A 22,969-nucleotide genomic window follows, 5' to 3' on the forward strand; every position below is an offset into this window, starting at 1 on the left:
CCACCCACGCCGATCCGGAAACACAGGAGCGCGGCCACCGCACCCTGGACCGGTGGCGATCCCAAGTCCGCAACGGACGGAACGCATCGAACGGAGGCACGTATGACTGACGACACCCAGCAGGCGATCCCAGCCGTCCCGAGCCCGGCGGCCGGAGACGAACCACACGAGCACCACATGCGCCTGCTCGGGCGGTACTACCGCCAAGTGGAAGCAGGCCGCAAGACGATCGAAGTGAGGGTGGCCACCCCGAACAAGCTCGCCGTCGCCGCCGGTGACACGGTCGTCTTCCACGACCGGGACACCGGGCGGGAACTCGACGTCATCGTGCGGCGGATCACCCCGTACCCCTCCTTCGAGGACCTGCTCAGCTCGGAGGACACCGCGCGCATCGACCCGGACGGGCCGCCCGGAGAGCTGCTCGCCGACCTCCGCCGCATCTACCCGCCGGCCAAGGAGGCCCTCGGCGCTCTCGCCCTCGCATTCGATCACCGCCCCGCCCGGCCCGGCCGCCTCATGCCGCTGACGGCCGAGGAGTACGCGCAGACCGTCCCCCACCACACGGTGTACGGCTGCCTGTACATCCGTGACGAGCACGACCGGCCCATCCAGCTCCGCTCGGTCTACGGCTCGAGACTCTGGCAGTTCCCGGGCGGCAACCTGGACGCCCCAGGCGAGGACCCGCTGCAGACCGCACGGCGTGAGGCGGTCGAGGAGACGGGCCTCGAACTGGGTCTGGGAACGCCGAGGCTGCTCCTGACGCACTTCTTGCACGCCGGGGCGCGCCTGCCGTTAAACAAGGTGGGGCTCATCTTCGACGGAGGGCGGCTGACCGCCGGCCAGCTCGGTCGGATCCGCCTTGATCCCGACGAGCACGACATGTGGGCCGTCCACGACCTCGCGACCTGGCAGGAGCTGATGGCGCCGCGCGCCTTCGCCCGCCTCGACGCCGTCGAACGAGCCCGGCGCGGCGAGGGCCCCGCGTACCTGATCACGCACACCTGATCCCCAGCACGCCACCCAGGAGGCAACCGTGCCCGCCGAGGACACCAACACCCGGGCCTGGCAGATCTACGGCCGGCGCCAACTGGCCCGCGCCTACACCCCACCCATCCCCGACCGGCTCGGCTGGACGCCCTGGGAAGGGGTCGGGCCGGGAGCAGAAGTCCTCGGCGACGTCACCGGCCGCCGCGTCCTGGACATCGGCTCCGGAGCCGGCCACCACGCCGTCCACCTGGCCCAGGCTCACGGAGCCCACGTCACCGGCATCGAGCTGTCCCCGACCCAGCACGAGCGCGCCGTCTCCGCCCACGCGGACGTTGACGGCGTTGAATTCGTGCAAGCAGACGTGACCGAGTACCTGGCCGGAGCCGAGCCGTTCGACGCCGCGTACGCCATCGGGACGCTCGCCTTCATCGACCCGCACCGCTCGCTGCCGGCACTGCGCGACGGACTGCGTCCGGGCGCCCCCTTGATCCTCTCGCTCCTGCACACCGACCTGCACGGCCGCGGTCCGTCCACGGAGGTGGCGCCGCGCGAGCAGATGATCCTGCTGCGCGACGACCCGCCCCTGCCGACACAGATGTGGGTCCTGGCACCGCAGCTGTGGGAGGACCTGCTCACCGAGTGCGGCTTCCGCGTCGAAGCCATCGACCTGCTGCCACACCCCGATGAGAACGCCACGGTCATCCAGCAGCTCATCCGCGCCCGGCGCCTGCCCGCCCGGCCTGCGCGCCTCTCCAGCCGACCCCGCAGCACCCAGGCGCCAGCCGCCCACGCGGCCGTCGGCGTCGGAGCGATCCTGCTCAGCGAACAGGGCATCCTGCTGGGCCGGCACCGCCGCGGCACCTTCGAACTGCCCGGCGGAAGCGTGGAGGCCGGGGAATCCTTCGAAGACGCGGTGATCCGCGAACTTGCCGAGGAGACCGGGCTGGTCGCTCACGCCGAGGACGTGGAGCTTCTGGGCACGCTCGTCGACCACGTCGAAGGTGTCCTGCGGGTCACCGTCGGCGCGCTCGTCCACGCCTGGCAAGGGCATCCGACCACGCAGCCGGACGAGAGCGTCGGCGACTGGGCGTGGTACCCGCTCGATCAGCTCCCCGACGGCCTGTTCGTGTGCAGCGCCCAGATCCTCACTGCATGGCGGCCCGACTTGCCCATCGACCACCCACCCGCGCACTTCACGCGTTTCGCATCCGGACCAGCGGCCACGCCGGGCAACGGCCCGATCTGAACGCCGGCACCGACGTACCTGTCGCGCCACCTCAGCCTTCCCGTCGAAGGAGACAAAAGTGGGCGCGGGCGTACTCGTGGAACTCTGGGTATTCGCCGAGGAGCACGAGGGCGCGCGGGAAGGGCCTCCGCCCTTCCCGATCTTCTTGGGAAGAAGAAGATCTCCAACTTCGGGCTCGTGATGGGACGAGGTTGCCGTCCTGGACGGTAGCGGCTGGTGCTGCGCGCGAGATCCTCGAAGTCCCTGCGGTCTTTGGGTGTAGTTCAGAACGTGCGGGCGTGCTGGAAAACGCTGTCGAGCCCCGCGTCCGTGTGCGTGCTCACTGGGCTCATTCGGACAGTTCAGGGAACAGGCCACGCTGGTCGAGGGCCTGCCAGGCGGTGTGCAGGACGGTGGCGCGGTCGTTGGCGGCGTCGATGCGGACCACCGGGCCCAGGGCCGGGTAGGCGGCGGCTTCGTCGGTGACCGTCTGATAGACCTCGCGGACGCGGGCCTGGATGTCCAGGACGTCCCAGTCCGGGCGGGTGGCGTCGCCGGAGCGGGCGGCGGCCCGCTCCATGGCGGCCTCGGGTGAGATGTCGAGGACCAGCGTGAGGTCGGGGATGACGCCGAGGTGTTCGGCCAGGTGGGGGTAGGTCTCCTTCGGGCTCCGGTCGTGTTTGACCGCGAAGAAGGCGAGTTCGGACAGCAGCCACCGGTCCGCGATCACCGGGCGCGCCGGCAACGACGGCGCGATCAGTCGGGTGGCGGTGGCCTGCTTGTCCGCGGCGAGCGCGGCCAGATAGCGGTACTGGTTGTCGGCGGACGGCTGGTACTTGCCCTCGACCAGGTCGGCGGCCACCGATGCGTCGAGGAAGTTGGTGGTCAGCACCGCGAGCGGGGTGACCCGGTACAGGCCCTCGAAGAGGCGGAAGAGCCCCTTGCGCAAGGTGGTCTTGCCGGTGCCGTCCAGGCCCTCGACGACGATGAACGGGTTACGTGTGTTCTGCATCGGCTCACTCCACCTGCCCGGCGCCGGTGCCTCCGGCGTACTTCGCGAACCGGCCGCGCCAGGGGATCGACGTGGTCACCAGGTCCACGAGCCGCAGCTCGCTCAGCTCCTCCAGGAGCATCGGCAGCTTCGGCTCGATGACGATTCCTTCGGTGACGGCCCGGCAGTACGCGAGCCGGACCGCTTCCTCACCCGCGTCGTGCCGCAGCTGGTGGGCGAGGACGCGTTGAGCGGTGCCGAGTGCGACGACGCGGACCGCCTCGCGCAATGTGTCCGGGCCGACGGTGTCCTTGACGGGCGTCAGACTGCTGTGGTGCACGCCAAGGTGCCGGATGGCGGCGATGGCACCGACCCACCAGGCCGAGGCGGCGGTGACCGCCCGCACGGCGCCGCGCAGCGCGTCGTCGGTGACGCCGGGCAGAAGCAGGGCGTGGACGTCCTCGGCGGCGCCGGCCAAAGGGCTGACCGCGGCATCGGACCGGCCGTGCTCGGCGGGCAGTTCTACCCAGGAATTCAAGCCGACCGCGTCGATGAGCGCCAGGGCCTGCGCGGTGGGCACCCCGGCAGGACGGGCAACCAAGGCAGCAACCGTGATGCCGGTCCCCGCCGTCTGCGCGGTGAGCTGCTCGCGCAGCTGAGGCAAGTGCAGCACGAGGCGCTGGACGTGAAGGCCGTCAGCGAGTACCTCCCACGACTCGTAGAGCGTAGGCCGGGACGTCAGGGAGGGCGGCACGAGGTCTCCTTCGAACGGCACAGGTGCGGGGTGCACGGGCATCGTGGCCACGGGCCGAGGCAGATTACCGGCCTCGCAGGGCTGTTCCGGGTCGGCGCCACGATCGTGCTGAGCCAGTTCGGCGCCGGGGACCGGCAGGCAGGCCCATGTCACCGATCCACCGCGATCGGCATCGGGCCGGCGGCCCCAGCGCAGGCACAGAGCCTCGACGATCTCCAGGCCGCGGCCGTCCTCAGCGTCCGGGCCCGGCCGTGCGGCTGCGGGTCGAAGACCTCCACATGCAGCAGCGCGTGCTGGCGGCGCACGGTGCGTATCTCTTCTGGGGCTACCAGATCATGGGACGCATCAAGCACGCCCCCGAATCCCCCGTGTACGACGCGATACTCCTCCGCCCCGCCTGATCTCTGGAACACCTGCCGCCTGCGTACAGCCGCAGGCGGCAGCATCGCCATGCCCGCCGCCCATAACGCTTGAGCGGTATCTCTCCAGTACGACTTCACAGAATCGGTCTCATGGCGCCGAGCAGGATCTCAGCGATCGGCGTCCAGGTGCAGCAGCGGCGATCGAGGTCCTGGTGCACGTGGACAAAACTACGAGATGGCTGATGGTGATCTCGACGCGCTTTGACCATTCTCGGGGAGGCACACGAGATGCTGCCCACCCTCTCCGGCCGCCGGGCTGTCCTGCTCACTCGGCGCCGCCCCACTGCGAGCCCGGAGACATCGGGCCCAATCGATAGGGTGGCCGGACCCACCCTTGGAAGGACCCCGCAGTGAGCCAGCACCGTCTCGCCCGCGCGGCGGTGTTCTCTGCCGGATCCTGGGGCACCGCCGTTGCCAAGATCATGGCCGACGCGGGCACCGACGTGATCGTGCACGCCCGTCGTGGCGAGATCGCCTACGCGATCAACCGCGGGCACCGCAACCCCGGCTACTTCCCGGACGTGGACCTGCCCCCGACGCTGACGGCCACGACCGACCCGGCCACCGCCCTGGACGGTGCGGATTTCCTCGTACTGTCCATCCCTGCGCAGTCCCTTCGGGAAAGCCTCGCCTTGTGGACGCCGCACATCGGACGCGACACCGTGATCGTGTCGCTGATGAAGGGCATCGAACGCGACACCGACCTGCGGGCGAGCGAGGTCATCACCGAGGTGACCGGCATCCCCGCCGAGCGGGTGGCCGTGCTGTCGGGGCCGAACCTCGCCCGCGAAATCATGGCCGGACAACCCGCCGCCGCGACCGTCGCCTGCCCCGACGAAGCCACCGCCATCCGCGTCCAGCAGGCGTGCCACACCAGCTACTTCAGGCCCTACACCAGCACCGACGTGACCGGCTGCGAGCTCGGCGGCGCGGTGAAAAACGTCATCGCGCTTGCCGTCGGCATCGCCTCAGGCATGGGCCTGGGCCACAACGCGCAGGCCATGCTGATCACCCGTGGCCTCGCGGAAACCACCCGGCTGGCCGTAGCACTGGGCGCGCACCCCGCCACCCTCGCAGGACTGGCCGGCCTCGGCGACCTCGTCGCCACCTGCTCATCCCCGCTCTCCCGCAACCGTACCTTCGGCAATCACCTCGGCAAAGGGCTCAGCGTCGAAGAAGCGATCGCCGCCACCCGGCAGACCACCGAGGGTGTCAAGAGCGCCGAGGCGATTCTCGGCTTGGCGCAGGCCCACGGCGTCGACATGCCGATCACCTACGTCGTTACGGCACTGTTGAGTGGCAAAGTCACGCTGGAGCAGGCCACGGCCGCGCTGATGCAGCGTCCGCCCAAGCCCGAGCACTGACCCCGACGGCTCCGCGACCACGGGGTCGCACCCCACCATTACCCTCCCCAACCACGGATGTCGTGCCCGCGTCCGTAATGTCCGCCGCTGAGATCACTGTCCCGGCAGCTCCCTCAGCTACGCCCCGAAGTCGGATCAGCGCGCCAGGTGAAAGACGGCCGCCGCGACGATGGTGCCGAGGATGGTGCCTGCGATCACCTGGTTGCGCGTGTGGTCGCGCAATTCAACGCGGGACCATCCGACGACGATGACCAGAAGGAAGCCGAGGGCCATCCACGGGCCGTAGGTCTGCACGAGCATCGCGCAGGCGCCTGCGGACACGGCCTGGTGAACGGAGATCTTCCAGGCGAAGGTAATTGCGGTGAGGATCGCGAGCGTCACCAGCATCGAGACGATGAGGCCAACCATGGTGCGCGGCGCCCCCGCAACGAGCATCAGGACGATGCCGGTGGCTACTGAGAGCAGAATGACGGCCATCACGACAAGCCGTGCCGGCTTCTCCCCGACATGTCTGTCGCCCCAGTGGCCCTTGCGAATGCCGGACTTGATGAAGGCGATCGGAATGACGGCGGCGAAAAGGGCGCCGACCACTCCCCAGGCAACGCCTGTCCATTGCGCGGTGTGCCAACCGACCAGCAGGGTGACAGCGATGATCCAGTTCTTCGGCTCGAGCCAGTCCGTAATACGGCGCGCCAGCCGCGACTCGCTGCGGCGGACATCAGTTGTCATATGAGGAGATCCTTTCCGAATCGCCCTGCCCGTGGGAAATGGTCGACTGCTCTTGCCGGACGAATTCCGAAACGATTGGAGAGGAGAGGTACGCATCGGCAACGGTGCGCAACCATGACAGTTCACTCACTCTGTCCCGCCCAGTGACGCCGAGGGATGGGTATTCAACTCCCTGCAAACGTTCCCCATTTCGGGCGCTCTGGACGGCTGCACGCAACCAACAGGCTTCCGCAACTGCGTCAGAGTGTTGCGCATCGACCCCTTTCTGGCGGACGAACTTCCGAGCCTTTGCGTGCGTGTCGACTGACACGTACTCGCGAAGCGCCAGGCAGGCATCCTCGATCTCGATGACGCACCGCTCCAGCCGGAAGGGGACGCGCCTTCTACGCACGGAGGTCGCCAGCACCACGTACGGGGCTGCTTCCGTGAGCTGTGCCCACAGGGGCCGCAGCCTGCGCAGGGTGCTCCACGCCGCCACGTACTCAACGGCGACGGAGAGAGGAGGCAAGCAAACGCCGAGCGCGACCGACAGGACCGTGGCCTGCTTGAGCGTCGTGGAGAGAAGGTTCTCCAAGCCTGGGTAGTTGGTGCCCGAGACAAGCTGAACCGTCACAAAGACGATGCGTTGGAGGGCGTACAGGCTTCCGAGTAGGGTTCCCAAGCCCAGAAATCCGAGGCCGGCCTTCCCAAGAAGAGTTCGGCTGTGACGTACGCCGCCGAGGAACAGCCACGTAGCTACAACCATGGCGATGCCGATGTAGAGCGTGAAGACCGCCATGTAGAGGACAGGGAAGAGGGCACCACGGCCCTCTCCCAGCCTGACCGGCCCTCCCGGCGTCCAGTTGGCCAAGGCGTAGAAGGCGAGCATGAGGGGCAGCGTCACGCCGGCTGCCACCAATCGGGTGCGCCGTGCCAGGCCCTGCGGTCGAACGACTGCGATGACGAAGTCGAGCAGGTACGCCGCCGAGGTAACGCCGAGCACGTGTTTCAGCAGCGGCGACAGTCTGGCGTCTGTACCGACGGCGGCATCGACTGCCTCTTTGACCTGCGGAACCTCGAACGTCATGGCAGCCGCGAGAGCAGCCAGGGTCAACGCCAGGCTTCGCTGCTTGTGGGAGTGCCGGATGGACGGCAGTCGCCACAGAGCCACCAGCCAGAGGACGCCGGCGACGATGGTGGATGTACTCATGAGCGGCGGTTCCTCCGGGGGTGGACCAAAGCGTCGTCGAGCCGCGACACCGCGCCGGACCGGCCTCTTTCCCGGATCGAGTGGGCGAGATCCTGAAACAGCTCCCCCAGGCAGGAGGCAGCCATCTCGGCGTCGTACTCGGTTTCACGGTCGTAGCTCGTCCGACCGAAAGCGGAGAGCACGGCCGAGGGATCGACTCCGTCGGGAAGGACCCCCAGCAGGGAGTTGACGACGCTCTCGTTACTCCCGGCATGCCCGAGTAGTAGGTGCGCTAGCTCGTGGCGCACGATCTGCGCACGATGCCGTTCGCTGGTAGCCGCGACGTGAAAGATGTGGTCCCCGTGGTCGAAAGAGAGGACCATTCCACAGGGGGCGTTAGCCCCTCCGGTTTCAGGCAATTCGTGGAGGTGCAGAGGGCGGCCACGCTTGATGGCGAGCTGCCGGCATATTTCATCCACCGCGTAGGGATCAGGTATCTCGATCCCCCGCAACTGCTCCTCGCACAGTCGCCTCAGCTGCGCCTCTCTACGCGCAAATTGCCGATTGAACATGGACGAGATCCTTGCTGTAGCCCCCGAATGAGCGCTGACACGGCCTGCGCTAACCGGAATCCACCGTTCCGCGTGGTTCCAGCGGAGCTTTGCACACGCATAGATGGTTACCCAAGGCGATCTTGAAGGACCGGGTGCGGCATACCAGTCATATCCACCCAGCCGGTGAGAGAGGTCACATCACTGCTCGGGCTTGTCCAGCCCTTCCCATCGGCGCGCCTGATTGATCACGTCAGTGATCATTTTCAAGCTGCCTGCCGAAAGGCCGTTGGCCCGTAGCGCGAGTCCGCGCACTTCACTGTCGACCACGGCCTCGATGAGTTCCATGGAGGCGCGCACCTTCTCAGCCTCCTCGTCGCCGTAGTCCGAGAAGAAGTACTGCTCTTTGACGTGGAAGTGACCGGCAAGTCGTTCCACCGTCGTGTAGGTGGGGTTGGATTTCGCCCCGGTCCGCAGCTGCGAGATCGCGCTCTCGGACACGGAGATCGCCCGGGCGACCTCGGCATTGGTGTAGCGCTTGCCGGTCTCCGGGTTCGTCACGGTCTGGAACAGGTGGTTGAGCTTGTCGGCGAATGAGCGCCGAGCGTCGGCCGCGCCGCCGGGCGCCTCCGCCGGTCCGCTGGACTCCACCATCACCGACTCCTCTCATCTAGACGCTGACTCCGGACTGTACTGCAGTGTAGTTCCCAGAACCAAAAGCCGAGGGACTTCACTTCAGTGTTGACAGGTAGGGATCACTTTGGCGTAGGTTCTCGATCACAGCTTCACTGAAGTGTTGCGACGCCGACGGGACGCAGTAAGCGCTCCTTGCCCGGCCTTCGTGATCTACGTACGCGCTAGGACCCGCCCATGATCGCTCCACCCCCATCGCAGCAGCTCACGCGACTTCTACAGGGTTTAAGAACCAACTCTGGACCTTGACGCGGAGCCGTGCGTATGTTCGTCGTCCCTCGCCGGGCAGACCGCCCGCATGGACGAGCACAGGAGCAATGACGTGCACAACCTCCGGGCCTCATAGGTCCCTGAACACAGCGACGGCGCCCGAGAGCAGCAACTCCCGGACGCCGGACGCTTAACGGCTGTACCGCCCCGGCAAGGGCGGAGATCGCCACCATCACCACGCTGATCCCTTCCACGGGGCGTCTCAGCGTGGCAACACCGAAGGAGATTCTTGCATGCGCTCCGCCCTGCGCAAAAGGCCCTACCGTCCGGCCTGCGCGGCAGCTAGCTCCGCCTCGGCGCCTCAGCGCCCCGAGCCGGACCGCACCATCCAGGCCCCCGCGAGCCGCCCCGCCCGCCCGCTTGCCGGGAGCGGCCGATGAGCAGCGAAGCTCGCGAGTGGGTGTGGGAGCACAGCTCCAGCCGAGGGGCCGCGCGTCTGGTCCTGCTGTCGATCGCCGACCGGGTGGCCGACGATCAGTGCATCTCCTGGGCCTCCCTGTCCAGCCTGGCCAAGCGCACGCGCGCCTCGGTCTCCACGGTGCGCGAAGCCATCGAACGCCTCGTCCTCGCCGGCGAGCTGGAACAGCTCGACGACCTGGTGGGCCCGCAGCGCAGCACGGTCTACCGCCTGCCGCTCGCCGCCGAAGCAGTCGCACAGGCGCTGCGAGAGCAGCGGGAGGAAGCGGGCGACACGGCGGTACTGGACGAGGCCGATGGCCCTGCGAAGCTCCGGCTGTCGGCGCTGCGGCGGTACGGGATCCGCCCGCGTGAGGTGCCGGAATCCCCCGTGAGGGTCCGGAAACCGGCAGTACCGGAAACCGGCAGGTCCAGGCGGAAACCGGCACAGCGGCGTACCGGCCACCGGCACAGGGATGTACCGGCCACCGGCACACAGAACCGTAGTGAACCTGATTTGAACCGGAGGTACAGCAGTGGTGGTGCTGCGGTCACCTCGGCTGCCGAGTGGCAGGTCGACCCCGCCACTCACACATGGGCCCGCCAGCAGGGACACGTCGACCGCCTCGGCGAGCAGGGCCTGCAGGCCGCTGACGCGAAGTGGCGTGCACACCGGGCGGGCCATGCTCCGAGGCCGGCGGAAGCCTGGGCTGCCGATTGGCGAGCCTGGATCACCCGGGAGCACGCCCCCAGCCGCCCGAACCTCTACGCCGTGTCGGGCAAGAACACCGCCGCGCCCGGTGGCATGACGCGGGCCGAGAAGCACACCGCAGCCCTTCTCGCAGCCCTGGACGAGCCGACCGGAACGGAGGGCTGAGCGTGGACCGCCGCGAAATCGCCGCCCTGCTGGCCTACATCGGCAGGCTCGACCCCCGCAGCATCCGCACCGACGAGGGCGAGGCCCGCGACCAGCTCGCCCAGTGGCACGAGCTGCTCGGTGACGTGCCGATGGCCACCCTGCACGGCTGGGACGCCCGCGTCGCCGCCCGCCAGCACTACCGCGCCTCGCCGTACCAGATCCAGCCCGCGGATGTGGTCCGCCCCTGGGAGAGCTACCGGCGCAACCGCCTGGCCCTCCACTGCGACCCCACACCGTCGGCGGACCCGGACGACCAGGCTGCCTGGACCGCAGAGCTGGTCGGCACCCGCCACGCCGTCGCCACCGGCATAGCGCAGCCCGCGCAGGCCCGGGCCATCACCAGCAGCCAGGAGGGCATCAACCCGAGGCTGCAGGCTCGGCTGGACCAGATCGGCTCCTGCATACCGCCCGCCGCCCGTGCCGCCCTCGCACCATTCCGGCCCGCCCGGGCAGCACGCGAAGCCGCCGTCGCGCAAGGGCTGCCCGACGCCCTGAGCGTGCGATGCGAGTGGTGCCTGGCCCCGGTCGGCGAGCCATGCCGACGCCGCCGGATCGGCCCCAACGACGGAGTACGCACCATCACGCCGCGCGCCACCCCGCACCCCGGCCGCTACGACCTCGCCGCCGCCCAGCAAGCCCAGCACACCGAGCAGGCCCAGCAACCCGCCCTGGCCTGACCGGCGTCTCCGGCGCGTGCATCCCGTCCGCTGCACCGCCGCAACCTCACCGTCCCGCACCGGCTGCGGCGCACGCCCACGCGCCGCAGCCGGCACCCGACGCCGCACCCGCCGAGCACTGCGCTAGCCGGCCGGTGTGGCAGCACATCGGAGGCTCGCCTTGCGCCACATCACCACCCATGACGCGCCGGCCGCCGGCCTGCGCGGCATCGGAGACACCAGCTGGCACGTCCGCGGAGCGTGCCACGGCATGGACGTCGAGGACGCCGACGCTGTGTTCTTCCCCGGCCCCCGGGATCACGAGGAGATCGCGGAGGCGAAGGAGCTGTGCGGCTGGTGCCCCGTCCGCCGCGCGTGCCTGGACTTCGCCCTGGAGAACGTCCTCAAGGAGGGCGTCTGGGGCGGGCTCACCGAAGCCGAGCGGCGCCCGCTGCACGACAACCTGCACCGCCGCATGGACTACCGGCGTGTGACCGCCTTCTTCCAGGGACGCGACGTGCACCTGACGGAAGCCGAGCGCCAGGTGGCCATCGACCACGCCTACGTCCGGGGCTGGCAGCCCGACCGGCTCGCCGCCGCCCTGCAGATCAGCCACAAGCACGCCCGCGACCTGCTCCGGCAAGCAGCCAACAAGGTCTTCGACCGCGATCGCAATTACGGCGTGCCCCGCTCCAAGAAAAAGCGGAAGAAGACCTCCAAGCCCAAGGGCACCCCCGCGCCCACAGCTCCCGGCACTCAGCAGCCGACAGGCCGCCCGGCGGCGTCGACCCCGGCGCACGCCCCTCTCGGAAAGGCAGCATGACCCACCCTGTCCTCGCCTTCGGTGCTACTTCGGACCTCCCTCTCCTCCTCGCCGCCGTCGTGCCCGCCGCCCTCGCGCTCGTGCTGACCGCCTGGGCCATCCGGCGCCGGGGAACCCGCCCGCGGAAACGTCTCGGCGGCCCGGCGGTCAAGGTCGCCGCCGTCGCCGCCCTGGGCTGCACCGCCTACAGCGCCGACACCAGCTGGCGCTTCGCGGCCGACTACCTCGACATGGCCGGCACCGCCGAGCGCGCCGGCATGTTCGCCGCCGCCGAACTCGCCCTGTTCGCCACCGCGCTGATGGCACGGCAGAACCTCGCCGTCCAGGGCGCTCCCGGCCTGCCGGGCACGCTGGTCTGGGTGATCACCACAGTGCAGGTGATCCCCGCCTACGCAGAGAGCGGCCCCATCGGCGGCACGGTCCGCGCCTTCGTCGGACCGGTCATGGCGGCGATGCTGTGGCACCTGGCCATGGGCATCGAACTACGCCTGCGCACCCCGGGGGCAGCCTCGAACGGACTGATCTCCGTCCTGGGCCGGGAGGCACGCGAGCGGCTGCTTTCCCGCCTGGGCATCGCCGCGCGGGACCGCGACGCCGCGCAGATCACCCGGGACCGGGCCACCGCCCGTGCGGTCACCCTCGCCGCCCGCCTCGCCGAGCGCACACCCGAGCAGCAGCAGAGCCGTCGCGGCCGACGGCTGACGCGACGCCTGTCGAAGGCGGTCGGCAGGGCTTCGGTCGGCACCGACCCTCACCAGCGGGCGCAGCTCCTCGACCAGCTCGCCGCCCGGCGACACGCGCTGGCGCTCGCCACGGTCCCGCTCCCTTCTCCCTGGTCCCCAGCGCACAGCAGCGCATCGGCGGCCACGGTCCCCGCACAGCCGGCATCGAATGTGCCGGTCCCCGCCCCCGGTCCTGACGGTTCCGACGAGCCGGTCCGGGACCGAGGATCGAGGACTTCTCGGGGACCGGTCCCCGAGGAGGTGGACCCGGAAGCCGAGGCCGGCGCGGGGACCAAAGGCGACGCAACGGGAACGGCCGCGGGGAGCAAGTCCTGTGAAGACGGTGCGGTCCCGGGGACCGAACTCGCCGGTCCGGAATCCGCTGCGCGGAACGCGGCGGCCGTGAGGACCGACCGCACCACGCGAGAAGTAGCAGCTCAGGACGCGGATTCTCATCGGGGACCGGGCATCGCAAAGTCGGGGACCGAGACCACCGAGGACCGGGGACCGACCGCCCCACAGTCCGGGACCGAGACCACCCAGGACCGAGGACCGACCGCCCCACAGTCCGGGACCGAGACCACCCAGGACCGAGGACACAAGGTCCCGCTTCGCCGGAAGCCGACCCGGACGAAGAACAAGGACAAGCGTGCCCGGTCCCGCTCTCCACAGACGGAGCGCCAGGCACGCGAGCTGGGTGAGTCCGAGCGCCAGCTTGTCCGAGAGGTGCGCCCCCATGTTCCCGCCCTGCTCGAACGGGACGGCAACGGCGCAATCACTCGGGTGCAGCTGCGCGAAATCATCCGCCGTCAGGGCCTGACGGGAGTCGGTAACGACCGACTCGGCCTGGTCCTCCAGGAGCTGCGGAACGACGACATCACGACGACGAGGAGCACCGCCCGATGAAGACCTGCCACCAATTCAAGACCGTCCGTGCGGAGTACGAGCGAGAGATCAGATTCCTGCTCGCTCACTCCGAGCGGCATGCGGGCAGGCCGGCGGCGAAGTCCAGTGCGAAGCAGGCTGCCTCGGCGAAGCAGCGGATGGCCCGCGCGCTCAATAGCCACGTCGGGCGCTGCCCCGAGTGCGGCTGAACCGGCGAAGCCCCAGCTCAAGGCCCGTATCCGTAAAGGTGGCCCGGCTCAAGCCGGGCCACCGCGCCTCTTAGGAGGTACGCCATGATTCCGCATCCCTCTCGCTTTTCCGGGCCCACCACTGCCGAGGCCGATGCCTGGGCGGAGGTCCTCGTCCGCCGGCAACTCCTCCACGCCGTCGTCCTCATGCCGACCGGGCAGTGGCTCGTCCAGGACCGTCCCAACAAGCCGGTCCGCGTCCTTGCCAGCCCAGCCGATCTCCTCGCGCTGGCCGCAACCATCCAGCAATACACCCGCTCTACGAGGCCCGAATCCCGATGACGAACGCACCCAAGAACGGCACCACCCCGGAACCTGATCCCGACTCCAACTCGGTCTCGGGGCGAGCAAGTTGGGGCGGAAGCATAGCTTCCGCCAGACCCACCCCCGAGGGGGCGGGAGAGGACCTGCACCGGGGGGCGCAGGTCCTTGAGGCTTCGACCGGGGGCGACTCGAAGCCGAGGCAGGAGTATAAGCAAACAGAGCCGCACGCCCGCCGACAGCGCGCTCCCCGCGCCCGTCAGCGACCGCGTCAGCCGCCCGCAAAGAAACGTCTGCGCCAGCCCGCCACGCGATTCAACGAAGACGAGTACGCCCTGATCGCGTCCGCCGCCGCCCGATGCAATCTGTCCGTCGCCGGGTTCCTCGCCCGCTCTGCACTCGCCGCCGCTCGCGACCTCGACCGCACCAGTGCTGAAATCGCCGACGAACGTGAAGTGATCACAGCCCTGTTCGACAGCCGACGCCGGCTGGGCTGGGCCGGCAGCAACCTCAACCAGGCCGTCAAGGCACTCAACTCCGGTGCAGACGTTCCCCACCTCGAAGCCGCCGTCGCCGCCGTCCGGCGAGCCGCCGACACCGCACACGAAGCCGCCACACGACTGATCGAGCACCGCGGCTCATGATCCCCAGTGTCAACCCCTCAGGCTCACGGACAATCGGGCTCCTGGCCTACCTCTACGGCCCGGGCAAGCACGAGGAACACACCGACCCCCATCTCGTGGCCTCCTTCGACGGCATGTCCCCCGACCCCGGCCGCAACCCGAACGCCGCCCTCACAGACCTCCAGCAACTCCTCGACCAACCCGTCATGGCCCTTGCCAAGCACGCCCGTCCGACCAAACACGTATGGCACACCTCCGTCCGCGCCGATCCCGACGACCGGATCCTGTCCGACGAGGAGTGGGCCAGCATCGCCCGTCGCATCGTCGCCGCCACCGGCATCGACCCCGGCGACGGACAGCCCGGCTGCCGCTGGGCCGCCGTACGCCACGCAGACGACCACATCCACATCGTCGCCACCCTCGTCACCGAAGACGGCCACCGCCCCGACGACTACCGCTCCGGCGCCCGCGCCCAGGCCGAAGCCCGCCTCATCGAAAAGGAACTCGGCCTCCATCAGGTCGCGCCCGGTGACGGCACCGCAGCGAAGCGACCCACCAGCGCCGAACGCCACAAGGCCGAACGCCAGGGCCGCGAGCGCACCGCCCGCGAAGAACTGCGGGAGAGCGTACGGCGCGCGGTGGCCGGTGCCCGGAGCGACGAGGAGTTCTTCGACCGGCTCGCCTCCGCCGGCCTCCTGATCCGTAAGCGCGTCGCGCCCTCCGGTGACCTGCTCGGCTACAAGGTCGCCTTGCCCGACGACCTGAACAAAGACGGCGAGCCAGTGTTCTACCCCGGCGCGCGCCTGGCCCCCGACCTGTCGCTGCCACGCGTCCGCGAGCGCTGGTCCGCTGACGCGCAGAGTGTCTCTTCCGTCCGGCGGGAGGAGGCGATCCGGACAGGGCCGGGCAGTCCGGCCGCCGCGCGCCACGGGACGGCATCGGCCGTGTGGCAGGCCGTGCTCATCGTCGAGCAGAGCGGGGACGGGGTCGCCGCCGCCCACATCGCCGCGGTCGGCGAGATCCTGGATGCCCTAGCGAAGACGTCCGCCGCCCACACCCGTCGCGAACTGCGCGACGCCGCAACGGCCTTCGAACGGGCCTCGCGCTCTCACGTCCGCGCCGTACGCGGGCACGATCGAGCCCTGCGACAGGCCGCCCGCAACCTCGTCCAGGGCGGCCCGGCCCTCGGCCGGGGTGAGGACGGAGCCGCCACGGCAATGGCGATCGACATGCTGTTCTTCCTGATCACCGCCACCGCGCGCTGGCACGCCAGGAAGGGGCACGCCCAGCAGGCAGAGGCCGCCGCTCGGGCGGCCGAGCACCTGCGCGCCGCCTACCGGGCCGCCTCAGCCCAGCCGCTCGGTGTGCTCTACCAGCGTGGTCGGCGTCTGAGCCGGCCGATGCTCCAGCGGCAGACGGTGCTGCTGCGCGAGGCGCTGCCGGAGCTGGCCGAGCAGATCCTCGCCGAACCCGGCTGGTACGCCCTGGCCGCAACCATCGCGGAAGCCGAAGCCGCCGGCCACGACCCAGCCGCCCTCCTGTCCGACGTCGCCGCACGGCGCGAACTCGGCACCGCGGACTCCGTCAGCGACGTGCTGGTATGGCGCATGCGGCGGACAGCCGACCTGCCCGCCGATGCCTCCCACCTTCCCGAGACCAACACCGCTGAGAACCGGCCCGCGACGCGCGGTACGACCACCAAGCCCGCCTCACCCGCCAGGCGGCGGACCGGAGAGGAGACATCGCGCCAGTCCCGGTAAGCCCATCGGATGCCGGCACGCAGTCTCACCACATCACCGCCGCGGTAACACCACCGCGCCATACCGCGACACGCATCGCGGCTGGCTCGTCATCCGGGCGGCCGAGGGGCCGAGTGCCCCTGCTGACCTGGCCGGAGGGGACTGTGGACTTTGTGAATTGAAACCACCAGGGGCATGAGGCACGATCATGAAACGCGCAGGACGAGGTGCCAAGGCAGAGGAGAACGCCAGGGTGTTTCACCGGATACGCCGCAGGACCAAGAAACTAAGCGAAGCTCAGAGACGGTTCGCCGAACTGCACACGCAGATGCAGGGCCAAGTCCCGCCCGGCATCGGAGTGCCAGCACCTGAGCCACAGGCCGTCGAGCCGACCGCCATCGTGGACGACTTCCTCCCGCCGGAACTGCGGGTGCCGAGCCACGACCAGGTCGAAGGCAAGATGATGCCGTGGAAGCAGCCCCTGGTCCTAGACGGTGAGATGGCCGCCTGCGCCGAGTGCGGCGCATACCGGGACTGGCTCATCCTCTCCACTCACGGTGAGATCTGGCTGCGGTGCCGGGCCGGACACCAACAGTTGGAGACCCGCATCGACACCGCCTGGTACAACCGGCACTCCGGGCCGGCGGACGCGACGCACGCCACGTTCGAGGACTGCCTGCGCCACCTCGGGCACTGACCACCACTCCTACAACCCCACCGGGCCCGCGGGCCCGCACTGACCACCCGTCGCCTAGCACCAAGGGGATGCTCCTATGGATGTCAAGCGGCTTCGGTGAGGTCGCTTTGGGCGGTGTTGCGGCCCGTGTTCGTCGTGTGGATTGACCGCATGAGGACGCGGTAGACCTCGCGGGCGACATGCCTTTTCAGGCAGCGCATGATGTCCTTCTTCGCCAGGCCCTCGCCGGTTCGTCGTTCGACGTAGGCGCGGGTTCGCTCGTCCCAGCGCATGCGGCTGAGCACGATGGTGTGCAGGGCGTGGTTGGCGGCGCGGTCGCCGCCGCGGTTGAGCCGGTGGCGGTCCCTGCGTCCGGATGATGCCGGTATCGGGGCGGCGCCGCAGAGGTGGGCGAAGGCGGCCTCGGAGCGCAGGCGGTCGGGGTTGTCGCCGGCGGTGGCCAGCAGCTGCCCGGCCACGTCCGCTCCGACGCCTTTCAGGGCCAGCAGCTCGGGGGCGGCCCGGGCGGTGAGCGGCTTCAGTTCGGCCTCCAGCTCGTCGATCTCCTCACTCAGAGCCAGGATCCGGCGGCCCAGGCGACGCAGGGCGGCCTTGGCCGCCCTGGCGGGATCGGCGAGATCGGTGCCCGGCCGGAGGCGGGCGCATGCCTTCGCCAGGGCGGCGGCAGACAGTCCGCGGAGCTGGGCCCGCAGGCTTTCCGGCGCGGTGACCAGGAGCTGCCGGGCCTGGTTGACGGCCTGGGTCCGGGATTTCACCGCCGAGCGGCGCACCACCCGCAGCGTGCGAACCGCCTCGACGATGCCGTCCCGGCTCTTCGGCGTGCCGGTGGCCCGACCGGAAGCGACCGCCTCGGCTGCGGCATAGGCGTCGATCGGATCGGACTTGCCCTTCATCCGGCGTGTCCTGCGGTCGGGCCGGTCGACCTCGACGACCTTCAGCCCGGCCCGCCGCAGCGTCCGGGCCAGCTCGGCGCCGTAGGCACCGGTGCCTTCCACGCCGACGGCCGTCACCATGCCGAACGAGCGGAGCCAGGCGTGCAGTTGGCGGTATCCGGTGCCGGTGGCCGGGAACTCGCGGTCGGCCAGGTGGCGGCCGATCCGGTCGACCACCGCCGCATGGTGGGTCTCGCCGTGGGTGTCTACGCCGCCTGTGACTTCCAGGGCCTGGTCCGTCATGCTGGTCACTGCCGTCCTCTCGCTGATCCCGGTGGGGCGGCACGCGCCGGCCGGGCGGGCGGACAAGACAGTGGTGGGGCTTCTGGACCAAGCTCCTATAAGGTCACGGACGCCCGTCCGGTCGCGTGCGGTGGCCTCCCCGAGCGGGCCGACGAATCCCCTTGAGGACAGCCAGTCGGCGTCGGTCAGTCCGTGAGTCAGACCCACTCGGAGAAGCCACCACACATCCTCACTGTCAGTTCCGTCATGCGCGTTCGCGTCGCCACCACCGCACTCGGCATCACCGCCACCCTCCTCGCCGTGCCCGCCTGCTCCATCGACACCACCAGGTCCAAGCACCAGACCTCCTCCTCCCATACGGGAAAGCCGACCGACGCCGTCCAGGAGCCGGCCGCGCTCTCATCGGCCGCGCTCGAGTCCCGCCTGCTCGATCCGAGCGACCTCGGCAGCGGCTACCTTCCCAAGCCGGAACGTCCGGCCCAGCACGACGACGTCACCGTCATCGGCTGCCCGGCCCTGAGCGAGCTGGGCGGCGACGCGGCGACTGGCGGCACACTCGCCTTCCCGCACAAGGCGAAGGCGGACTTCACCTACGGCGGCAGCTCCTCGGAGATCTCCGAGGAGCTGTACAGCGACAGCGCAAAGAAGCTCTCCGACGGCATCGGCCGGATTTTCGATGCCATGACCGGCTGCCCGACCTATCAGGTTGTCGCGGGCGGCACCCCGGTCGACGTGGCCTCGCAGAAGCTGCCCGCACCCCACGCCGGCGGTGACGAGCAGTGGAGCCAGCTCCTGACGTTCATCACCGGAGGACGGAGCACCGTGGTCAAGCAGACCGCGATCCGCGACGGCAACCTGCTGCTGGTCGTTTCCGGCTCCCCGGCCCTCGTCGACCGCCACCTTGACAAGGCCCTCACCAAAGCCACGGCAGCCGGCTGACCGGCGCCCGACGCACTGCTGCCCCGACCCAGGATGGTCGGGGCAGCAGTGCTGTACGGCCCTTCTCGCCTGCACGGTCTGACAAGGTCTCAACGAGATGTGAACCATGCGGCGAGTGAACTGCCCATCGTTGCGACGAGTGCCGTGACGACGGCGGCCACCAGCCAGGGTGAGATGCGTTGGACGACGACGTACACGCCCCCGATGCGGAGTTCAAGGACAGGCTGCTGCTTCTCTTCGGTTCGAGGCATACGGCTATTCAGCCGCACGGGAACGTGGCACCGCTACGCCATACCTTGGCCACTTCTTCGCCACTTCAACAGGCCGTGACATACCACACCTCAAGCGGTAGCACTACGCCAAAGCGTGGCCATATCAATCCTTTTGAGGCGCTGGCATTAACACACGCGAGGGTCCCATCGCTACGCCATACCTTCGCCACTTCATCGCCACTTCCCGTTTTGGAGCCGGGCAGGCCCGACGCCTTGAGCCCTGCCCCCCTGCTGCTTCTGTTCGTCGGCTTGCCCGACCATGGACAGCAACGTCAGAAGCCCGGCCTCCATGCAGGAGGACCGGGCTTCGGTTACTGGGACCAGAGCACCGCCGATGGCTAGGCCGGCGCCTGCAGCAGTCGCTCCCGTGTGGCCACGGGCAGCACACGCCGCAGAACCGGGGCCGTCGAGCTGAGGGAGGCGGCGAAGGCTGCCACGAGGTCGTGCGGCACGCTGGAACCGAAGGAGGCAGCCCACAGGCAGGGCGCGCCGAGCTCGGGCTCCGTCCATGCCTGCCATCCGGTCGGCCCCGTCTCGTCGGTTTCGGTCGTCAGGACGCGCGGGTCGGCATCCTGGATGAGCGGCGGCACCTCCCCAAGACTGATGTGCGAGGTGAACGTCGGGTCCGTCGCTGCCGCGTGGGGTTGATCGATGTCGCGGAGCCAGCCGTGCGTGGTGACGGCGTCGAGGACCAGCCCAGGGCCGGCGAACGGCGCGGCGGGCCCGTCCCGGGCGTCGAGTGCGACGAGAAAGTCGGTCACGGCCTCGCCGGGGACGTCGGTGGTGAAATAGGACGACCACGACGCGAGCGGACTGCTCACGTCCGCGCGGGCCGAGATCTGCCAGGCGATCGGCAAGTCACCCAAATGGAACGGCTCATCCGCCAGACACCACTGTGCCCAACGGAGGGCATCGGGGCTGATGTGCAGGACGGTGCTGCGCAGGACCTGGCGGTCCTCCGTTGCCTCATCCGGCTCGTGCCGCCCGCGGACGATCGTCAGGCTCGTCCAGCCCAGGCCGGTGAGCGTGTCAGCGACGACATCGAAAAGGCACCCATCATCACCGGCCAGGTGGCGGGGGCCGACCCAGAATGCGGGTTGGTCGCCACCCGAAGTAGATGGGTCGAACGGAAAGTCGGGGTACAGGGGCGCCTCCAAAGGCTCGGTGCGGGTCTAGTTGCCGCCGGCACGGCGGCGGGGGCGGCGCAGGGGTGCTTGGACGGGGCCCTGCCACGTCAGGGCGATGGCGGCCTCGGGCGGGAGGTGGCCGAGCTGCGCGTCCGGATTGCGCCCTTCTGCAAGATAGACGACGGTCCGGCCGGTCTCGTCCACGGACTGCACGACCTGCGCCAAGCGGTGTGCCATCGGGAAGAAGGGATTCATGGCCTGGCGGACCGGAGCACTCCGGTCGCAGGCGGACAACAGATCGATGAGATCGCCGACGGTCATCTCCGAGGACGTCACGAACAGCCTCCTAGTTGCAAGGGGGAAACAAAAGCAAAAGAACGGGCTGGGGCCGGCAGGAGGCGGCCCCGCCTGGTGGCACGGCTGACTACACCGTCATACGTGGCGCGAAGTCTCCAGCACCCGTGCCACGGCGGCGGCAACGATGTCGGCCGGCGTCTCGGTGTCGAACGACAGGCGGTAGCCGCGCACCTTCGACGTGCCGGTGACAGCAATCGTCCACCCCTCGCCGTCGGTGCCGGGACGGCCGTTCGGGAACCATCCGAGGTAGAAACGGCCGTCCTTCGAGCTGACGTGCACATCCGCGCGGTCGTCCACGATCAGGTGAAAGTCCTCCCCGGAGAACTGATCCGTGACGAGCGTGGGCTGGCCAGGGCCGAGCTGCCACTCGCGTAGGCGCAGGGCTTCGACGGCGGTGGAGAAACCAGGGTCCAGGGGGACCACGGTCACAGGCAAACACCTCTCTGACCTGGGGGTTACTGGCAAGGTCGTCTACGTTGACATGTACTCACACACCTTGGCCAGTCTTTCCTCGATCTTTCCTGTCTGCCCCCGGCGAACTGCCGGTCCGCGTCGTTTTGCGTCGAACTCACGAAGGCGCCGAGGAAAGGGGGTGGCGGCCATGGCGCGTGTAGGTGCATGCTGGCCCGTTTCCCACCGGGAGGAGAAGTAGATGGAAATCCGACCGCTTGCGGAATTGCGCGCCGCAGATGACCTGTCGCTGGCGTTCAATCCGTACGGGCTTGGTGGCCGCATGCGACCCGAAGAGGCTGCAGAGTTCCAACAGCGTCAGATCGCCGACTGCGACCTGACGGCAGGTGCCGCGGCTGGAACGCGCGACTCCTTCGAGCGACTGCGCACCGTTTTCGCCTATGGCGTGCTGTGTTACGACGTATACACCATCGTCAGTGACCAAGCCTTGCTCATCTACGAGCAGACGTTGCGCGACCGCTTCATGGAATGGTGCGGCGGCACCATCACCTTCCGCGTACTCCAGGCTCCGGACGTCTCCTACAGCGTCACGTCGTACGACGATGTCAAGAGGTGTGCGAACCGAATGATGCGGCAACGCGCGAAGCTGGCCGTCGGCACCCACGACATCGAGTTCAACGGAATGCTGCACGGGCTTCGCCTGTGGGCGCGGACGGCGGGGCTGCTCCGCGGGCGGCGCAGTCGCGCAGCCGAGGAAGCGCTGGCGAAGCTGCGCAACCACGTCGCCCACCCGTCCGGTCATCACGTCGACACGCCCGTCGGTGCCGCCCGAACGGTGCGGGATCTGGCAGAACTGATCAACCAGCTATGGGGGCGAGCCACTCCCGACGGGCGCCTGTACCCGGCCCCTCTGCACCGAGAAATCGCCGTGCTGAGCTGGAACAGTGCTGGACGGACGCGGATGGAGCCCGCCGACGCGCTCACCGCCGCCGACTCCATGGAAGATCAGGAGGACGACGAGTACCAGCACGTCGTGGTACGGGCCATCCCCTTCATCCCGGGCAGTCGCTGGAATGACGAGCACTGGGCAGAGTTCGATACCCGTTACGAGACCACACAGTTCCCCACGGAATACCTGTGGGGTCCGGGCACCCGAACGGAGGCACGGACGTGGCTGGAGCACGAGCGCCCGGAGGGGGACAGCGTCGACTTCACCGACCGGGTCTTCCTCGTCCAGGAGCGCGAACGTGTGCTGCCGCCGATGCGACCGGCGGTAGCGGCCGGGCTGCCCGACAACGAACGCGTTGGAATCTGGCACACCGTGCGGGCCGATCTTCCCGAAGACGCCTTCGTACATGTTCGAGGCTCCCGAGATCGCAGCACCGGTCACGCCCGCCGTCCAGGCGACTGCCCTACCTGCTCTGCGGAGGTTCTCGGCTCCGGCTCTCACGACGAAGCCCTTCGCGCTGCCGCGGCTGCCCTCGGACCGATCCAGGTCGTGCAGCTACCTTCCGTCCGGCTCCCTTCCTCCACCTTCTGGCCCGACCGGCCGTAAGCAGATCTAC

General features: G+C 69.2%; 26 protein-coding genes. 15 read left to right on the forward strand and 11 right to left on the reverse strand.

The features are described 5' to 3' along the window. Positions 1–102 precede the first annotated feature (102 nt). Together HUV60_RS04345 and HUV60_RS04350 are read left to right on the forward strand one after the other, a co-directional pair. A complete protein-coding gene (locus HUV60_RS04345) occupies positions 103–1,005 on the forward strand; it encodes an NUDIX domain-containing protein (protein WP_257852182.1) in 903 nt (300 codons plus the stop codon). Positions 1,006–1,033: 28 nt separating this feature from the next. Then, the gene (locus HUV60_RS04350) at positions 1,034–2,233 is read left to right on the forward strand and encodes a bifunctional class I SAM-dependent methyltransferase/NUDIX hydrolase (protein ID WP_269441125.1); all 1,200 of its coding nucleotides are present in this window, start codon (positions 1,034–1,036) and stop codon (positions 2,231–2,233) included. 328 nt (positions 2,234–2,561) lie between these two features. Here HUV60_RS04350 and HUV60_RS04355 read toward each other — a convergent pair whose 3' ends face one another. Further along, positions 2,562–3,224 (reverse strand): dTMP kinase, encoded by a 663-nt coding sequence (locus HUV60_RS04355; RefSeq protein ID WP_257852181.1) that lies wholly within the window; start codon positions 3,222–3,224, stop codon positions 2,562–2,564. A 4-nt stretch (positions 3,225–3,228) separates the two neighbouring features. Continuing rightward, a complete protein-coding gene (locus HUV60_RS04360) occupies positions 3,229–3,957 on the reverse strand; it encodes a hypothetical protein (protein WP_257852179.1) in 729 nt (242 codons plus the stop codon). Between the two features lie 278 nt (positions 3,958–4,235). Here HUV60_RS04360 and HUV60_RS04365 point away from each other — a divergent pair, with 278 nt between their 5' ends. Then, a complete protein-coding gene (locus tag HUV60_RS04365; protein WP_257852178.1) occupies positions 4,236–4,358 on the forward strand; it encodes a hypothetical protein in 123 nt (40 codons plus the stop codon). Positions 4,359–4,729: 371 nt separating this feature from the next. Continuing rightward, complete coding sequence (locus HUV60_RS04370) at positions 4,730–5,743, forward strand: NAD(P)H-dependent glycerol-3-phosphate dehydrogenase (RefSeq protein WP_257852176.1); 1,014 nt, start codon at positions 4,730–4,732, stop codon at positions 5,741–5,743. Positions 5,744–5,878: 135 nt separating this feature from the next. On the opposite strand, the gene HUV60_RS04375 is transcribed toward HUV60_RS04370, so the two are convergent. From HUV60_RS04375 to HUV60_RS04390, 4 genes are all read right to left on the reverse strand, one after another. Next, positions 5,879–6,472: a hypothetical protein gene (locus HUV60_RS04375; protein WP_030827474.1), complete on the reverse strand. Its 594-nt coding sequence runs from the start codon at positions 6,470–6,472 to the stop codon at positions 5,879–5,881. Beyond that, a complete protein-coding gene (locus tag HUV60_RS04380) occupies positions 6,462–7,661 on the reverse strand; it encodes an MAB_1171c family putative transporter (RefSeq protein WP_257852172.1) in 1,200 nt (399 codons plus the stop codon). The genes HUV60_RS04375 and HUV60_RS04380 overlap by 11 nt, the downstream gene beginning before the upstream one ends. After that, the gene (locus tag HUV60_RS04385) at positions 7,658–8,212 is read right to left on the reverse strand and encodes a secondary metabolite protein (protein ID WP_161232622.1); all 555 of its coding nucleotides are present in this window, start codon (positions 8,210–8,212) and stop codon (positions 7,658–7,660) included. Before HUV60_RS04385 ends, HUV60_RS04380 begins: the two co-directional genes overlap by 4 nt. Before the next feature lie 180 nt (positions 8,213–8,392). Next, entirely contained in the window at positions 8,393–8,845 is a 453-nt protein-coding gene (locus HUV60_RS04390; protein WP_257852171.1) for a helix-turn-helix domain-containing protein, read from the reverse strand. A gap of 685 nt (positions 8,846–9,530) precedes the next feature. Between HUV60_RS04390 and HUV60_RS04395 the strand changes: the two genes are divergently transcribed. From HUV60_RS04395 to HUV60_RS04435, 9 genes are all read left to right on the forward strand, one after another. Beyond that, positions 9,531–10,427: a helix-turn-helix domain-containing protein gene (locus tag HUV60_RS04395; protein ID WP_257852170.1), complete on the forward strand. Its 897-nt coding sequence runs from the start codon at positions 9,531–9,533 to the stop codon at positions 10,425–10,427. 2 nt (positions 10,428–10,429) lie between these two features. Next, entirely contained in the window at positions 10,430–11,146 is a 717-nt protein-coding gene (locus HUV60_RS04400) for a zinc finger domain-containing protein (protein WP_257852169.1), read from the forward strand. A 160-nt stretch (positions 11,147–11,306) separates the two neighbouring features. Continuing rightward, entirely contained in the window at positions 11,307–11,948 is a 642-nt protein-coding gene (locus HUV60_RS04405) for a WhiB family transcriptional regulator (protein WP_257853128.1), read from the forward strand. Then, positions 11,945–13,576 (forward strand): hypothetical protein, encoded by a 1,632-nt coding sequence (locus HUV60_RS04410; RefSeq protein ID WP_257852168.1) that lies wholly within the window; start codon positions 11,945–11,947, stop codon positions 13,574–13,576. Before HUV60_RS04405 ends, HUV60_RS04410 begins: the two co-directional genes overlap by 4 nt. Continuing rightward, positions 13,573–13,764 (forward strand): hypothetical protein, encoded by a 192-nt coding sequence (locus tag HUV60_RS04415; protein WP_136240856.1) that lies wholly within the window; start codon positions 13,573–13,575, stop codon positions 13,762–13,764. Before HUV60_RS04410 ends, HUV60_RS04415 begins: the two co-directional genes overlap by 4 nt. Positions 13,765–13,848: 84 nt before the next feature. After that, positions 13,849–14,085, forward strand: a complete 237-nt coding sequence (locus HUV60_RS04420; protein ID WP_257852167.1) for a hypothetical protein — start codon at positions 13,849–13,851, stop codon at positions 14,083–14,085. Next, positions 14,082–14,708: a hypothetical protein gene (locus HUV60_RS04425; RefSeq protein WP_257852166.1), complete on the forward strand. Its 627-nt coding sequence runs from the start codon at positions 14,082–14,084 to the stop codon at positions 14,706–14,708. The genes HUV60_RS04420 and HUV60_RS04425 overlap by 4 nt, the downstream gene beginning before the upstream one ends. Next, a complete protein-coding gene (locus HUV60_RS04430) occupies positions 14,705–16,447 on the forward strand; it encodes a relaxase/mobilization nuclease domain-containing protein (protein WP_257852165.1) in 1,743 nt (580 codons plus the stop codon). Before HUV60_RS04425 ends, HUV60_RS04430 begins: the two co-directional genes overlap by 4 nt. Before the next feature lie 232 nt (positions 16,448–16,679). Further along, positions 16,680–17,123 (forward strand): hypothetical protein, encoded by a 444-nt coding sequence (locus HUV60_RS04435; protein ID WP_257852164.1) that lies wholly within the window; start codon positions 16,680–16,682, stop codon positions 17,121–17,123. Between the two features lie 83 nt (positions 17,124–17,206). Here HUV60_RS04435 and HUV60_RS04440 read toward each other — a convergent pair whose 3' ends face one another. Further along, positions 17,207–18,298, reverse strand: a complete 1,092-nt coding sequence (locus HUV60_RS04440) for an IS110 family transposase (protein WP_257853127.1) — start codon at positions 18,296–18,298, stop codon at positions 17,207–17,209. Between the two features lie 246 nt (positions 18,299–18,544). Here HUV60_RS04440 and HUV60_RS04445 point away from each other — a divergent pair, with 246 nt between their 5' ends. After that, entirely contained in the window at positions 18,545–19,237 is a 693-nt protein-coding gene (locus tag HUV60_RS04445; protein WP_030422098.1) for a hypothetical protein, read from the forward strand. Between the two features lie 89 nt (positions 19,238–19,326). Here HUV60_RS04445 and HUV60_RS04450 read toward each other — a convergent pair whose 3' ends face one another. The 4 genes from HUV60_RS04450 to HUV60_RS04465 all read right to left on the reverse strand — a co-directional run bounded on the left by HUV60_RS04450 (position 19,327) and on the right by HUV60_RS04465 (position 21,422). After that, positions 19,327–19,488: a hypothetical protein gene (locus HUV60_RS04450; protein ID WP_189906529.1), complete on the reverse strand. Its 162-nt coding sequence runs from the start codon at positions 19,486–19,488 to the stop codon at positions 19,327–19,329. Between the two features lie 359 nt (positions 19,489–19,847). Then, complete coding sequence (locus HUV60_RS04455; protein ID WP_257852163.1) at positions 19,848–20,666, reverse strand: DUF317 domain-containing protein; 819 nt, start codon at positions 20,664–20,666, stop codon at positions 19,848–19,850. Positions 20,667–20,681: 15 nt separating this feature from the next. Beyond that, a complete protein-coding gene (locus tag HUV60_RS04460; RefSeq protein ID WP_257852162.1) occupies positions 20,682–20,972 on the reverse strand; it encodes a hypothetical protein in 291 nt (96 codons plus the stop codon). Positions 20,973–21,068: 96 nt separating this feature from the next. Further along, the gene (locus HUV60_RS04465) at positions 21,069–21,422 is read right to left on the reverse strand and encodes a DUF317 domain-containing protein (protein WP_189906535.1); all 354 of its coding nucleotides are present in this window, start codon (positions 21,420–21,422) and stop codon (positions 21,069–21,071) included. Between the two features lie 223 nt (positions 21,423–21,645). On the opposite strand from HUV60_RS04465, the gene HUV60_RS04470 reads away from it, so the two are divergent. Continuing rightward, positions 21,646–22,959, forward strand: coding sequence for a hypothetical protein (locus HUV60_RS04470; protein ID WP_257852160.1), 1,314 nt, complete (start codon positions 21,646–21,648; stop codon positions 22,957–22,959). The last annotated feature ends 10 nt before the right edge of the window (positions 22,960–22,969 follow it).

Origin of the sequence: Streptomyces sp. KMM 9044, from assembly GCF_024701375.2 — a bacterium.
In the GTDB taxonomy this organism is placed as follows: Bacteria; Actinomycetota; Actinomycetes; order Streptomycetales; family Streptomycetaceae; genus Streptomyces.

Bases quoted from the DNA above. Each gene is read 5' to 3' on its own strand.
- HUV60_RS04345 (WP_257852182.1), top strand. From the start codon at position 103: ATGACTGACGACACCCAGCAGGCGATCCCAGCCGTCCCGAGCCCGGCG.
- HUV60_RS04355 (WP_257852181.1), bottom strand. From the start codon at position 3,224: ATGCAGAACACACGTAACCCGTTCATCGTCGTCGAGGGCCTGGACGGC.
- HUV60_RS04365 (WP_257852178.1), top strand. From the start codon at position 4,236: ATGCAGCAGCGCGTGCTGGCGGCGCACGGTGCGTATCTCTTCTGGGGC.
- HUV60_RS04375 (WP_030827474.1), bottom strand. From the start codon at position 6,472: ATGACAACTGATGTCCGCCGCAGCGAGTCGCGGCTGGCGCGCCGTATT.
- HUV60_RS04380 (WP_257852172.1), bottom strand. From the start codon at position 7,661: ATGAGTACATCCACCATCGTCGCCGGCGTCCTCTGGCTGGTGGCTCTG.
- HUV60_RS04385 (WP_161232622.1), bottom strand. From the start codon at position 8,212: ATGTTCAATCGGCAATTTGCGCGTAGAGAGGCGCAGCTGAGGCGACTG.
- HUV60_RS04390 (WP_257852171.1), bottom strand. From the start codon at position 8,845: ATGGTGGAGTCCAGCGGACCGGCGGAGGCGCCCGGCGGCGCGGCCGAC.
- HUV60_RS04395 (WP_257852170.1), top strand. From the start codon at position 9,531: ATGAGCAGCGAAGCTCGCGAGTGGGTGTGGGAGCACAGCTCCAGCCGA.
- HUV60_RS04410 (WP_257852168.1), top strand. From the start codon at position 11,945: ATGACCCACCCTGTCCTCGCCTTCGGTGCTACTTCGGACCTCCCTCTC.
- HUV60_RS04415 (WP_136240856.1), top strand. From the start codon at position 13,573: ATGAAGACCTGCCACCAATTCAAGACCGTCCGTGCGGAGTACGAGCGA.
- HUV60_RS04420 (WP_257852167.1), top strand. From the start codon at position 13,849: ATGATTCCGCATCCCTCTCGCTTTTCCGGGCCCACCACTGCCGAGGCC.
- HUV60_RS04425 (WP_257852166.1), top strand. From the start codon at position 14,082: ATGACGAACGCACCCAAGAACGGCACCACCCCGGAACCTGATCCCGAC.
- HUV60_RS04430 (WP_257852165.1), top strand. From the start codon at position 14,705: ATGATCCCCAGTGTCAACCCCTCAGGCTCACGGACAATCGGGCTCCTG.
- HUV60_RS04440 (WP_257853127.1), bottom strand. From the start codon at position 18,298: ATGACGGACCAGGCCCTGGAAGTCACAGGCGGCGTAGACACCCACGGC.
- HUV60_RS04445 (WP_030422098.1), top strand. From the start codon at position 18,545: ATGCGCGTTCGCGTCGCCACCACCGCACTCGGCATCACCGCCACCCTC.
- HUV60_RS04450 (WP_189906529.1), bottom strand. From the start codon at position 19,488: ATGCCTCGAACCGAAGAGAAGCAGCAGCCTGTCCTTGAACTCCGCATC.
- HUV60_RS04470 (WP_257852160.1), top strand. From the start codon at position 21,646: ATGGAAATCCGACCGCTTGCGGAATTGCGCGCCGCAGATGACCTGTCG.